This is a genomic window from Streptomyces sp. NPDC008238 (assembly GCF_042956445.1).
In the GTDB taxonomy this organism is placed as follows: domain Bacteria; phylum Actinomycetota; class Actinomycetes; order Streptomycetales; family Streptomycetaceae; genus Actinacidiphila.
Genome location: NZ_JBIBGK010000014.1, coordinates 43,280 through 56,651 on the forward strand (window position 1 = coordinate 43,280; position 13,372 = coordinate 56,651).

Consider the following 13,372-nt stretch of genomic DNA (forward strand, 5'->3'; position numbering starts at 1 on the left):
AAGGTGTCGTCGGTCAGCTCACCCGCAGCCGCAGGATCCGGTCGTCGCCCTTGCGGGGCTCGCCGCGGCCGTCGGTGTTGCTGGTGGTCAGCAGCAGCCCGCCGTCCGGATCGGCGAGGACGGTGCGCAGCCGCCCGTACGTGCCGACGAGGAACGCCTGCGGGTCGGCCGCGGCCTTCGTACCGGCCAGGGGGATCCGCCACAGACGGGCGCCGCGCAGCGAGGCCATCCAGATCGAGCCGTCCGCATAGGCGATGCCGCTGGGCGAGGCGTCGTCCGTGCGCCACTGCGCGACCGGGTCCGCGTAGCCGTCGCGGTGGGCGAGGCCCTCCACGACCGGCCAGCCGTAGTTCCTGCCCGGCTCGATCAGGTTGAGCTCGTCCCAGGTGTCCTGCCCGAACTCCGAGGCCCACAGCCGCCCCTGGCCGTCCCAGGCCAGACCCTGCACGTTGCGGTGCCCGTAGGAGTAGACGACGGAGTCCGCCTCGGGGTTGCCGTGCACGGGCTCACCGTCCGGGGTCATCCGCAGGATCTTGCCGCCCAGGGACTTCTTGTCCTGCGCCAGGCCCCGTTCGCCGCTCTCGCCCGTGCCCGCGTAGAGCATGCCGTCGGGGCCGAAGGCGATCCGCCCACCGTTGTGGATGGCGCCGTGCGGGATGCCGCGCAGGATCGTGTCCGGCGCGCCCAGTTGTTCCCCGGCGGGCTTCGCCGGGTCGTAGAGCATGCGCGCGATGCGGTTGTCCGAGTCGGTGGTGAAGTAGGCGTACACCATGTGGTCGGTGGCGAAGTCCCGCGAGACGGCGAGCCCCAGCAGGCCGCCCTCGCCGCCGGAGGAGACCCCGGGCACCGTGCCGAGGACGGTCGTACGGCCGCCGTCCGCGGCGACCCGGACGATTCTTCCGGTGTCCCGGGAGGCCACCAGCAGATCGCCCTCCGCGAGCGCGGCCACGCCCCACGGGGTGCTGAGCCCGGTCGCGACCGTGCCGGTCACCTCCGCCGTGCCCTTCGCCGGCGCCGCGGGCCCCTCACTGCCGCCGGGCGCCGGCGCCGACTTCGTGGCGGAAGAGGAGGAGGCCGGGGGAGCGGGCGCGGCACCACCGTCCGAGGAGCATCCGGTGGCGAGCAGCGCGGCACTGGCCAGCGCGGCGGTCACGACGGCGGCACGGCGTCCCACGCTTCCCTCCCGGGGGTTCTCCGGCTCGGACTCCAAGAACATCACATCCCTCACTACACCGCCCGGCCGTTCGGGGTTCCCGCCGTACGACGTCGATTTCCGGCACCCCGGGCTCGGGGCCCGTGCATCGCAGCGGTGTCGCCACGGGGGTCTCTCCGGCCCCGTCCGTCCCGGCCGTCGCCCTCAGTCCCAGGAGCCCCGCGCCGGCGGCAGCGCCGCGATCTCCGCGAAGTCCTCCTCGGTCAGCCGCAGTTCCGCGGCCCCGGCGTTCTCCACCGTCCACCGCTGCTGCTTCGCGCCGGGGATCGGCACGACCTGCGGTCCCTGGGCCAGCACCCAGGCCAGTGCGACCTGCGCGGGCGTCGCCCCGTGCACCTCGGCGACCCGGCGCAGTCCCGCGACGATCGGCTGGTTGGCGGCCATCATCTCGGCCGTGAAGCGGGGGTGGCGGGCCCGTACGTCGTCCGGCTCGAAGCCCTGGCCCGGGGTGAGGGTGCCCGTCAGGAAGCCGTTGCCGAGCGGCATCGCGGCCATGAAGCCGACCCCGCGCTGCGTGCACCAGGGCAGCAGCTCGGCCAGCGCCTCGGGCGACCACACCGACAGCTCGGCCTGCACGCAGCTGACCGGGAAGACCTGCTGGGCGCGGCGCAACTGCCGCAGCGTCTCGTCGTATATGCCCGCACCCGCGCGCCGTGCCGCCCGGGCGCCCACCGCGCACCACCCCAGCGCACGCACCTTGCCGGCCGCCACCAGTTCCGCCATCGCGCCCCACGTCTCCTCGACCGGGACCTCGGGGTCGGCGCGGTGCAGCTGGTAGAGGTCGATCACATCGGTCTGCAGCCGCCGCAGCGACGCGTCGCAGGCCCGCTTCACGTACGAGGGGCGGCCGTTGGCCACCAGGTGCTGCTCGCCGACGAGCAGTCCGCACTTGGTGGAGAGGAAGACCTCCCGCCGACGCTCCCTCAGCACCCGCCCCAGCAGCAGCTCGTTGGTGAACGGCCCGTACATGTCGGCGGTGTCCAGCAGTGTCGTGCCGCGGTCGACCGCCGCGTGCACGGCCCGCAGTGACGATTCGCCTTCCTGCCGGGACGCCGTGTAGGCCCAGCTCATCGGCATGCATCCCAGACCGACGGCGCCCACCTCCAGAGCCGCCGATCCGACCGTCCTGCGCTCCACCTGGCTGACCTCCGCTGACCTCTCGCGCCGCCCCACTGTGCCATAGCCTCCTGACCATGGCTGACATCACCCGGAACCACCGCCCCACGGTCTGGCTCCCGATCCCCGCGCAGGACGTCGAAGGGCTCCCCGCCGGACTCGACTACCTCTTCTGGGACGGGGGCGACGAGTTCCCGGCCGACCCCGCCGACGCCGCGTTCTACGTGGTGCCCTACATGAAGGGGCCGGAGGTCGCCGGGCGTCCGCTGCCCCGCATGTCCGGGGTCAGGGTCGTGCAGACCCTCAGCGCGGGTGTCGACCACGTCACGCCGTACCTCCGGCAGCTCCCCCAGGGGGTGCGGCTGTGCAACGCCCGCGGGGTGCACGAGGCGAGCACCGCCGAACTGGCCGTCGCCCTCACCCTGGCGTCCCTGCGCGGCATCCCCCGCTTCGTGCGCGGCCAGGACGCCGAGGAGTGGCACGCCGGCTTCTACCCCGCCCTCGCCGACAAGCAGGTGCTCATCGTCGGCTACGGCTCGATCGGCGCCGCCATCGAGGACCGGCTCACCCCGTTCGAATGCCACGTCACCCGGGTCGCGCGGCTGGCCCGGCGCTCCCCGCACGGCCCGGTGCACGCCCTGGGGGAGCTGCCCCGGCTGCTGCCGCGGGCGGACGTGGTCGTCCTGTCGACCCCGCTCACCCCGGACACCCGCCATCTGGCCGACGCCCGGTTCCTGGCCGGGATGAAGGACGGGGCCCTGCTGGTGAACGTGGCCCGCGGGCCCGTGGTGGACACCAAGGTGCTCCTCGCGGAGCTGGAGGCCGGCCGCCTAATGGCGGCACTCGATGTCACCGATCCGGAACCGCTTCCTCCGGGGCACCCGCTGTGGCACGCGCCGGGCGTCCTGGTCAGTCCGCACGTCGGCGGCAGCACCTCCGCCTTCCTGCCCAGGGCCAAGCGGCTGCTCCGCGAGCAACTGGGCCGCTTCGCGGCCGGCCAGGACCTCACGAACGTCGTCCTGACCACCTGAGCACCCGCACCACACGTCCTGGCACCGAGTGCCCCACGCGTGGGGCAGGGCGCTACGCGTGGTCACGCTGTGTAGAGGAACTATGTCCCTGAGTGACTGAACTGGTGTATCGTCCCGCACTGGGGGAACACGACCGGCGTGGCTCGGCGAGCCGCGAACGGGCGTGGGACGACTCGGCACTTGATGGGGGGCGACGGGCGATGCACGGCCAATGGAGAGAGCATCCGACGCTGGACCACGGCACACCGTGCCGGGGACGCTCACGGTTCCACGGGACGACACCGTGAGCGCGCCCGGTGCGGTCCTCTCGCAGGCCTCCGCGCCGGGCAGCCGGGCCGGCCTGCTGCCCCAGATGCTGCTGGCCGTGCTCTGCGGCGGCTACGCCATCGGGGCAACCCTCGGCTGGGGCTCCAGGGGGCTGGCCGTCGTCATGGGCGACTTCGGCCTCTCCGCGGCCGCGCTGGCCGCCGCCGTCTCCTGTCTGGTCTACGTCCGCAAGGCGGCCGACGACCGCTACCGCCCCGCGTGGGCGCTGTTCGCCGTCTCCTCCGCCATGGTGGCGCTCGGCAACGGCATCTGGGGCTGGTACGAGGTCGTGCTGCGCGACGACGTGCCGCGCACCTCGGTCGCCGACTTCTGCTTCCTGCTCTTCGCACCTCCCGCGATCATCGGGCTGCTGGTGCTCGCCAAACGGCCGGTCACCCGGGCCGGCTGGGTCTGCCTCGGGCTGGACGCCTGGCTCATCGGCGGCTCCCTGCTGACGCTCTCCTGGACCCTCGCCCTGGCCCAGACGGCCCTGTGGGAGGGCCGCAGCACCGCGCGCATCGCCCTGTCCCTGGCCTACCCCCTGCTGGACATCATGCTGGTGAGCATGGTGCTGGCGCTGCACTTCCGGCGGTCCTCGGCCAACCGGGCCGCGGTGAACACCGCCATCGCCTCGCTCGCCCTCACCGTGCTGTGCGACGCGCTGTTCACCTCGCCCCTGCTGCGCGAGCACTACAGCTCCGGCCAGATCCTGGACGCCGGGTGGTTCGCCGGCAGCATGCTGCTCGCCTACGCCCCCTGGGTCGGCGAACGCGCCACGGCCGAGCCGGGCACGACCGAGCGGGGGACGGCGCGACGGCAGCAGGAGCAGGGCCGCCGGGTGAGCGGCTCGCTGGCGGCCCTGACCCCGTACCTGGCCGCCGCGGTCTGCGTGCTCGGGATCCTCTACAACGTCATCGACGGCCGCAAGAGCGACCGGGTGGTGCTCCTGACCGGCTGCACCGTCGTGCTCGCCCTGGTCGTGCGGCAGGGCATCATGCTGCTCGACAACATGGCCCTCACGCAGGAGCTGGCCCAGAAGGAGAACCACTTCCGGTCCCTCGTGCAGGGCTCCAGCGACGTCATCATGATCGCCTCGCCGACCGGCGCGCTGCGTTACGTCAGCCCCGCCGCCAAGGGTGTGTACGGCTGCGACCCGGAGGAGTGGGTCGGCACCGAGTTCGCCACCCACATCCATCCCGACGACCTGGGCCGGGTGGTGCACGAGGTACGGCGCTTCCTGGCCGCCCACGCGGCCGAGGAACCCGCCACCCGCATCGAGTGCCGCATACGGCACGGGGACGGCAGCTGGCTCAACGTCGAGTCGAGCGTCAACCGCCACCAGGGCGGCCTGATCTTCAACAGCCGCGACGTCACCGAACGGGTCCGGCTCCAGGCCCAGCTGCAGCACAACGCCGAGCACGACCCGCTCACCGACCTGCCCAACCGGGCCCTGTTCACCGAACGGATCCGCCAGGCGATCGGCGGCCGCCGGGCCGGCGACGGCGACACCGGCACCACCGCGGTGCTCTTCATCGACCTGGACGGCTTCAAGGCGGTCAACGACACCGTCGGCCACCAGGCCGGCGACGAGCTGCTCGTCCAGGCCGCGCGACGGTTGCAGGACTCGGTGCGCGCCGGCGACACCGCCGCACGCCTGGGCGGCGACGAGTTCGCCGCCCTCATCTGCGGCACCAGCGCCGACCGCCATCTGCGCGAGTACCAGGTCCACGAGGTGGCCGACCGGCTCCGCGCCGCGCTGTCCGAGCCCTACCGGGTGGACGGCACCGAGGTCCGGGTGGCCGCCAGCATCGGGGTGGCCTTCGCCGACCCCGGGGTCAGTGCCGGCGAGCTGCTGCGCAACGCCGACCTGGCGATGTACCGGGCCAAGCAGGCCGGCAAGGGCCGGGTCGAGATGTACGCGCCCGCGATGCAGGCCGAGGTGGTGCGCCGCGCCGAACTCGCGGGACGGCTGCGCACCGCCCTGCGGGACGGCGAGTTCGCCCTGCTCCACCAGCCCGTGGTCGACCTCGGCAGCGGCGAGGTGGCGGCGGTCGAGGCGCAGGCCCGCTGGCGTTCCGCGCAGGGCATCCTCTTCACCCCCGCCGAGTTCCTCCGGGTTGCCGAGGACACCGACCGCACCGCGCAACTGGCCCGCTGGCTGCTGGAGGAGGCGGTCGGGCAGGCCGCGCTGCGCCATGCCGCGGGCTGCCCGGTGCCCGTCGCCGTACGGCTGTCCACCCGGCGCCTGATGCACCGCGAGCTGCCCACCAAGGACGTCGAGGCGCTGCTCGAACGGCACGGGCTGCCGCCGGACTCCCTCGTCCTGCAGATCGCCGACCAGGATCCGCGGATCTCCCTGGACGAGCTGGAGCGGCGGCTGACCGCGCTCAACCGGCTCGGGGTGCGCATCGCCCTGGAGGGCTTCGGCAGCGGCTACGCGCCCATGGACGCGCTGCGTCGGCTCCCCGTCGACGTGCTGAAACTGGACCGCGGGCTCACCGAGGGCCTCGTGGAGTCGCCGCGCCTCAGGAAGATCACCGCCGGGCTGCTGCGCATCGCCGCGGACCTCGGGATCCGTTCGGTGGCCGAGGGCGTGGACCGTCCGGAGCAGGTGCTGGCGCTGCGCGAGATGGACTGCACCCATGGTCAGGGCATGGCGTTCTCGGGGCCGCTGGACGAGCACCGGCTGCGCTCCTCGCTGACCCGCGGGAGCTATCCCGTGCCCGGCGGGCCGGTCCCGCTGAACAGCACCCGGATCTCCGTGCGCGGCACACGGAAGACGGAGGAGCTACGCTCAAATAATGAGACGCCCGTCCCACCCGCTTGACACTCCCCGCAGGCGAGGAGGAAGGTCAGTCCCATGCGCACCCGAATTCTCGTACTTGGAAAGCGCGTCGGCTGACCCGGGGCCCCTGACCGCCTCGTGGAACGCACCGACGCGCTCCCCTCGCTTGCCTGCCGGCACGGGGGGTTTTTTGTTGCCTGGGATCCAGACATACCGCCCTCTCCACCCTCACCCTCCTGAGAGATGAGAACCAGATGACCGAGCAGGCCACCGGGGCCCACCACCCGCAGCCGCGGGCCCGCGGCGCCGCGCCGCAGCCCACTCCCGCCGAGCGCGTCACGGGCGCCCAGTCCCTCATCCGCTCTCTCGAGGCGGTCGGCGCGGACACCGTGTTCGGCATCCCGGGTGGTGCGATCCTCCCCGCGTACGACCCGCTCATGGACTCCTCCAAGGTGCGCCACGTCCTCGTCCGGCACGAGCAGGGGGCCGGTCACGCCGCCACCGGCTACGCGCAGGCCACCGGCAAGGTCGGCGTCTGCATGGCGACCTCGGGCCCGGGCGCGACCAACCTGGTCACCCCGATCGCCGACGCCCACATGGACTCGGTCCCCATCGTCGCGATCACCGGCCAGGTGGCCTCCAAGGCGATCGGCACCGACGCCTTCCAGGAAGCGGACATCTGCGGCATCACGATGCCGATCACCAAGCACAACTTCCTCGTCACCAACGCGGACGAGATCCCGCGCACCATCGCCGAGGCCTTCCACATCGCGTCCACCGGCCGCCCCGGCCCGGTCCTGGTCGACATCGCCAAGGACGCGCTGCAGGCGCAGACCACGTTCTCCTGGCCGCCCGCCACCGACCTGCCCGGCTACCGCCCGGTCACCAAGCCGCACGCCAAGCAGATCCGCGAGGCCGCCCGCCTGATCAACGAGGCCAAGCGCCCCGTGCTGTACGTCGGCGGCGGCGTCCTCAAGGCCCGCGCCACCGCCGAACTGCGCATCCTGGCCGAGCTGACCGGCGCCCCGGTCACCACCACGCTGATGGCGCTGGGCGCCTTCCCCGACAGCCACCCCCAGCACGTCGGCATGCCCGGCATGCACGGCTCGGTCTCCGCCGTCGCGGCCCTGCAGAAGGCCGACCTGATCGTCACCCTGGGCGCCCGCTTCGACGACCGCGTCACCGGCAAGCTCGACTCCTTCGCCCCGTACGCCAAGATCGTCCACGCCGACATCGACCCGGCCGAGATCTCCAAGAACCGCGTGGCCGACGTGCCGATCGTCGGTGACGCCCGCGAGGTCATCGCCGACCTGATCGTCGCCGTCCAGGCCGACCACGACGCCGGCCGCCGCGGGGACTACGCCGACTGGTGGAAGCTGCTGAGCGGCCTGCGCGACACCTACCCGCTCGGGTACGACCTGCCCGCCGACGGCAGCCTGTCCCCGCAGCAGGTCATCCAGCGGATCGGCGAGCTGGCCCCGGAGGGCACCCTCTTCGCGGCCGGCGTCGGCCAGCACCAGATGTGGGCCTCGCAGTTCATCTCCTTCGAGCGGCCCAACACCTGGTTCAACTCCGGCGGCGCCGGGACGATGGGGTACGCCGTGCCCGCCGCCATGGGCGCCAAGGCCGGCCGGCCCGGTACGACCGTGTGGGCGATCGACGGCGACGGCTGCTTCCAGATGACCAACCAGGAGCTGGTCACCTGCGCGCTGAACAACATCCCGATCAAGGTCGCCATCATCAACAACGGCGCCCTCGGCATGGTCCGGCAGTGGCAGTCGCTCTTCTACAACGAGCGCTACTCCAACACCGTCCTGCACGCCGGTGAGACCAACGCGGGCCGCGGCTCCCAGCAGGGCGTCAGCCAGACCCCGGCGCCCGGCACCCGGGTCCCGGACTTCGTGAAGCTGTCGGAGGCGATGGGCTGCGTGGGCCTGCGCTGCGAGTCGCCCGACGAGCTGGACGAGGTCATCGAGAAGGCCAACGCGATCAACGACCGCCCGGTGGTCGTGGACTTCATCGTCCACGAGGACGCCATGGTGTGGCCGATGGTCGCCGCCGGCACCTCCAACGACGAGATCATGGCCGCCCGCGACGTCCGCCCCGACTTCGGCGACGCCGCGGACGACTGAGGACCGAGAGAGAAGCAGAGGAACGACGCGACATGTCCAAGCACACGCTCTCCGTCCTGGTGGAGAACAAGCCCGGTGTCCTGGCCAGGATCACCGCCCTGTTCTCCCGCCGCGGCTTCAACATCGACTCCCTCGCCGTCGGCACCACCGAGCACGCCGACATCTCCCGCATCACCATCGTGGTGAACGTGATCGAGGAGCTCCCGCTGGAGCAGGTCACCAAGCAGCTGAACAAGCTGGTGAACGTCCTGAAGATCGTCGAGCTGGAGCCCTCCGCCGCCGTCCAGCGCGAGCTGGTCCTGGTGAAGGTGCGCGCCGACAACGAGTCCCGCTCCCAGATCGTGGAGATCGTCCAGCTGTTCCGCGCCAAGACCGTGGACGTCTCGCCCGAGGCGGTCACCATCGAGGCCACCGGCGGCGCCGACAAGCTCGAGGCCATGCTGAAGATGCTGGAGCCCTTCGGCATCAAGGAGCTCGTCCAGTCCGGCACGATCGCGATCGGCCGGGGTGCACGCTCGATCACCGACCGGTCTCTGCGCGCCCTCGACCGGACCGCATAGCGAGACCCCCAGACTTGATCCCGGCCCGCGGACGTACTGTGTGGGCAACCCCCCAGATCACCAAGGAGAGACCCGAAGTGGCCGAGCTGTTCTACGACGACGACGCCGACCTGTCCATCATCCAGGGCCGCAAGGTCGCGGTCATCGGATACGGCAGCCAGGGCCACGCCCACGCGCTGTCGCTGCGCGACTCCGGGGTCGACGTCCGCGTCGGCCTGCACGAGGGCTCCAAGTCCAAGGCGAAGGCCGAGGAGCAGGGCCTGCGCGTGGTCACCCCCGCCGAGGCCGCCGCCGAGGCCGACGTCATCATGATCCTGGTCCCGGACCCGATCCAGGCGCGGGTCTACGAGGAGTCCATCAAGGACAACCTGAAGGACGGCGACGCGCTGTTCTTCGGACACGGCCTGAACATCCGCTACGGCTTCATCAAGCCCCCGGCCGGCGTCGACGTGTGCATGGTCGCCCCCAAGGGCCCGGGCCACCTGGTGCGCCGTCAGTACGAGGAGGGCCGCGGCGTCCCGTGCATCGCGGCCGTCGAGCAGGACGCGACCGGGAACGGCTTCGCGCTGACGCTGTCCTACGCCAAGGCCATCGGCGGCACCCGCGCCGGCGTCATCAAGACGACCTTCACCGAGGAGACCGAGACCGACCTGTTCGGCGAGCAGGCGGTCCTCTGCGGTGGTACCACCGCCCTGGTCAAGGCCGGTTTCGAGACCCTGACCGAGGCCGGCTACCAGCCGGAGATCGCGTACTTCGAGTGCCTGCACGAGCTGAAGCTCATCGTGGACCTCATGTACGAGGGCGGCCTGGAGAAGATGCGCTGGTCCATCTCCGAGACCGCCGAGTGGGGCGACTACGTCACCGGCCCCCGCATCATCACCGACGCCACCAAGGCCGAGATGAAGAAGATCCTCGGCGAGATCCAGGACGGTTCCTTCGCCAACAACTGGATCGCCGAGTACAACGCCGGCCTGCCGCGCTACAACGAGTACAAGAAGGCCGACGAGAGCCACCTGCTGGAGACCACCGGCAAGAAGCTGCGCAAGCTGATGAGCTGGGTGGACGAGGAGGCGTAGGTCCTCCGCACCGACGTCGACACGGTCCCGGGGGCGCCGCGCCCCCGGGACCTGCCGCTTTGGCCACCCCGTACACCCTCGTGCGGGTGATCCTTCCACGTTGGCGCAGGATGCCGGGCCCGCCGCCGATAGACTCCATGAACAAGCGCGTCAGGCTCACAGCGTCGTGCGTCTTCCACGCGGCATGCCATTCCCCTCCACCGCCTTCGGCCGTCGGGACGCGGCCGTTGACCTGGGACTAGTGAGGACTCACGTGAGCAACCCCGTCGTACTCATCGCTGAAGAGCTGTCGCCCGCCACCGTCGACGCCCTCGGACCGGACTTCGAGATCCGGCACTGCAACGGCGCCGACCGGGCCGAGCTGCTGAGCGCGATCACCGACGCCGACGCCATCCTGATCCGCAGCGCCACGAAGGTGGACGCCGAGGCGATCGCCGCCGCCTCGAAGCTCAAGGTCGTCGCCCGTGCGGGCGTCGGACTCGACAACGTGGACGTCTCCGCCGCCACCAAGGCCGGCGTGATGGTCGTCAACGCCCCGACCTCCAACATCGTCACCGCCGCCGAGCTCGCGTGCGGCCTGCTGATCTCCGTCGCCCGCAACATCGCCCCGGCGAACGCGGCCCTGAAGCAGGGCGAGTGGAAGCGCAACAAGTACACCGGTGTGGAGCTCGCCGAGAAGACCCTCGGCGTGGTCGGACTCGGCCGGATCGGCGCCCTGGTGGCCCAGCGCATGTCGGCCTTCGGGATGAAGATCGTCGCGTACGACCCCTACATCCAGCCCGCGCGCGCCGCCCAGATGGGTGTGAAGATCCTCAGCCTCGACGAGCTGCTGCAGGTCTCCGATTTCATCACGGTGCACCTCCCCAAGACCCCGGAGACGGTCGGGCTCATCGGGGACGAGGCGCTGCGCAAGGTCAAGCCGCACGTCCGCATCGTCAACGCCGCCCGCGGCGGGATCGTGGACGAGGAGGCGCTGTTCGCCGCGCTGAAGGAGGGCCGGGTGGGCGGCGCCGGCCTGGACGTGTACGCCAAGGAGCCGTGCACGGACTCGCCGCTCTTCCAGTTCGACAACGTCGTGGCCACCCCGCACCTGGGCGCCTCCACCGACGAGGCGCAGGAGAAGGCCGGCATCGCGGTCGCCCGCTCGGTGCGCCTCGCGCTCGCCGGTGAACTGGTGCCGGACGCGGTCAACGTCCAGGGCGGGGTCATCGCCGAGGACGTCCGCCCGGGCCTGCCGCTCGCCGAGAAGCTCGGCCGGATCTTCACCGCCCTCGCGGGCGAGGTCGCGGTCCGCCTCGACGTCGAGGTGCGCGGCGAGATCACCCAGCACGACGTGAAGGTGCTGGAACTCTCCGCCCTCAAGGGCGTCTTCGAGGACGTCGTCGACGAGACCGTCAGCTACGTCAACGCCCCGCTCTTCGCGCAGGAGCGCGGCGTCGAGGTCCGCCTCACCACGAGCAGCGAGTCGCCCGACCACCGCAACCTGGTCACCGTGCGGGGCACCCTCTCGGACGGCACCGAGGTGTCCGTCTCCGGCACGCTGGCGGGCCCCAAGCACATCCAGAAGATCGTCGCCGTGGGCGACGACGACGTGGACCTGGTCTTCGCCGACCACATGGGCTTCCTGCGCTACACCGACCGCCCCGGTGTCGTCGGCACCATCGGCCGCATCCTGGGCGAGGCCGGCGTCAACATCGCGGGCATGCAGGTCGCCCGTGACCAGGCGGGCGGCGAGGCGCTGGTCGCGCTGACCGTCGACACCGCCATCCCGGCGCCGGTGCTGGCCGAGATCGCCGAGGAGATCGGCGCGTCCTCGGCCCGCGCGGTCAATCTCGAGGACTGACGGCCGGTTCGCTCCGCTGGGGGCGGCCGACCCGGGCGATCCGGGCCGGCCGCCCCTTCGCCGTCTGCGCCGCCGTCGCCGGGGAGCCGGGCCGGAAGCGGAGCGCCACCGCGGCCAGGAAGACCAGACCCAGCACGGGGTACGGGGAGGCGAAGGGCTGCAGCCACCACGCCAGGTGCAGATCGAGGTCACCGGCCTTCGGCACGATCCACAGGGTGCGGGCCAGGAAGACCACCGCGGCCACCCGCAGCGCCCAGCGCGGCGCCTCGGCGGCGAGGAGGATCAGCATCGGCACGCACCACACCCAGTGGTGCGACCAGCTGATCGGTGTGATGAGCAGCGCCGTCACCGCGCAGCACACCACGCCCCAGGCCTCCCGGCCCAGCCGGCCCATCCGCACCGAGACCGCGAGCCCCGCGCAGGCCACGAGCAGCGCGACGGCCGCCCACACCGCGCCGGGGTGCTCGGTGTGCAGCACCCGGGCGACGAGGCCCTGCAGCGACTGGTTGTCGACGATCCAGACCTTGCCGATGCGGCTGGTGTCGAAGAGGCAGCGGGTCCAGTAGTCGACCGTCGCTCCGGGCAGTGCGAGCGCACCGAGCAGTGCGGTGCCGGCGAAGCTCGCGGCGGCGACCGCGGCCTCCTTGCGGCGGCCGGTCAGCAGCAGGTAGACGGCGAAGATCGCGGGGGTGAGCTTGATGCCCGCCGCCACGCCGATGGCGATGCCCTTGCCGCGTGCGCCGTCCGGCCGGCTCAGGTCCCACAGCACGAGCACCGTGAGCAGCAGGTTGATCTGGCCGTAGAGCATCGTCTGGAAGACGGGCTCCAGCCACAGCCCGAGGGCCATGGCCAGCAGCACCACGACCCACCGCGAGCCGCGGGCGCGGGGCCAGCCCGTCGCCCGGCAGGAAAGGTGCGCGAGGAGCCCGAGCAGCAGCAGGTTCCCGCCCATGAAGACCGGCTTCAGCAGCGCCACGGGCAGCCACGTCGTCGGCACGAACAGCATCGCGGCGAAGGGCGGGTAGGTCGCCGGGAGCTTCCACTCGGTGACGGTGAAGCCGTACAGGTCGGTGCCGTTGACGACGGCGGCGCCCTCGGCCCGGTAGACCTGCATGTCGGCCATGGGGACGGCCATCGACAGGCACAGCGCGGTGAAGGCGGCCAGCGACACGACCAGCAGCAGCCCGGCGAGGAGGAGCCTGCGGTCGGCGCGCGGTCTGCCGGGGACGGCAGGCGGTGTCCTCCACAGCGCCGGGCGTTCGCGTCCGTGGGCCTCCGTGGAATGAGTCACCGGCTCCCGATCCCCTTGT

At 71.9% G+C, this 13,372-nt stretch carries 9 protein-coding genes; 6 read left to right on the forward strand and 3 right to left on the reverse strand.

Annotation, left to right across the window (positions count from 1 at the left end):
• Nucleotides 1-13: 13 nt before the first annotated feature.
• Both ACFZAU_RS25560 and ACFZAU_RS25565 read right to left on the reverse strand, forming a co-directional pair.
• The gene (locus tag ACFZAU_RS25560; RefSeq protein WP_500554217.1) at nt 14-1,153 is read right to left on the reverse strand and encodes a PQQ-dependent sugar dehydrogenase; all 1,140 of its coding nucleotides are present in this window, start codon (nt 1,151-1,153) and stop codon (nt 14-16) included.
• Between the two features lie 204 nt (nt 1,154-1,357).
• The gene (locus tag ACFZAU_RS25565) at nt 1,358-2,350 is read right to left on the reverse strand and encodes an aldo/keto reductase (protein WP_500554121.1); all 993 of its coding nucleotides are present in this window, start codon (nt 2,348-2,350) and stop codon (nt 1,358-1,360) included.
• A 56-nt stretch (nt 2,351-2,406) separates the two neighbouring features.
• On the opposite strand from ACFZAU_RS25565, the gene ACFZAU_RS25570 reads away from it, so the two are divergent.
• From ACFZAU_RS25570 to serA, 6 genes are all read left to right on the forward strand, one after another.
• Entirely contained in the window at nt 2,407-3,360 is a 954-nt protein-coding gene (locus ACFZAU_RS25570) for a 2-hydroxyacid dehydrogenase (protein WP_500554122.1), read from the forward strand.
• A 283-nt stretch (nt 3,361-3,643) separates the two neighbouring features.
• Nucleotides 3,644-6,493 carry a putative bifunctional diguanylate cyclase/phosphodiesterase gene (locus ACFZAU_RS25575; protein ID WP_500554123.1) on the forward strand — a complete coding sequence of 950 codons (2,850 nt, stop codon included), beginning with the start codon at nt 3,644-3,646 and terminating at the stop codon, nt 6,491-6,493.
• A 212-nt stretch (nt 6,494-6,705) separates the two neighbouring features.
• Complete coding sequence (locus tag ACFZAU_RS25580) at nt 6,706-8,583, forward strand: acetolactate synthase large subunit (RefSeq protein WP_500554124.1); 1,878 nt, start codon at nt 6,706-6,708, stop codon at nt 8,581-8,583.
• Between the two features lie 32 nt (nt 8,584-8,615).
• Nucleotides 8,616-9,143 carry an acetolactate synthase small subunit gene (gene ilvN, locus ACFZAU_RS25585; protein ID WP_400802304.1) on the forward strand — a complete coding sequence of 176 codons (528 nt, stop codon included), beginning with the start codon at nt 8,616-8,618 and terminating at the stop codon, nt 9,141-9,143.
• Between the two features lie 77 nt (nt 9,144-9,220).
• Nucleotides 9,221-10,219, forward strand: a complete 999-nt coding sequence (ilvC, locus tag ACFZAU_RS25590) for a ketol-acid reductoisomerase (protein WP_500463163.1) — start codon at nt 9,221-9,223, stop codon at nt 10,217-10,219.
• A gap of 253 nt (nt 10,220-10,472) precedes the next feature.
• Nucleotides 10,473-12,062 (forward strand): phosphoglycerate dehydrogenase, encoded by a 1,590-nt coding sequence (gene serA / locus ACFZAU_RS25595; protein WP_499602275.1) that lies wholly within the window; start codon nt 10,473-10,475, stop codon nt 12,060-12,062.
• Here the strand turns inward: serA and ACFZAU_RS25600 are convergent.
• On the reverse strand, nt 12,046-13,353 hold the full coding sequence (locus ACFZAU_RS25600; RefSeq protein WP_500554125.1) for a glycosyltransferase 87 family protein: 1,308 nt from the start codon (nt 13,351-13,353) through the stop codon (nt 12,046-12,048). The two genes, serA and ACFZAU_RS25600, sit on opposite strands and share 17 nt — an antisense overlap.
• Between the last annotated feature and the right edge of the window lie 19 nt (nt 13,354-13,372).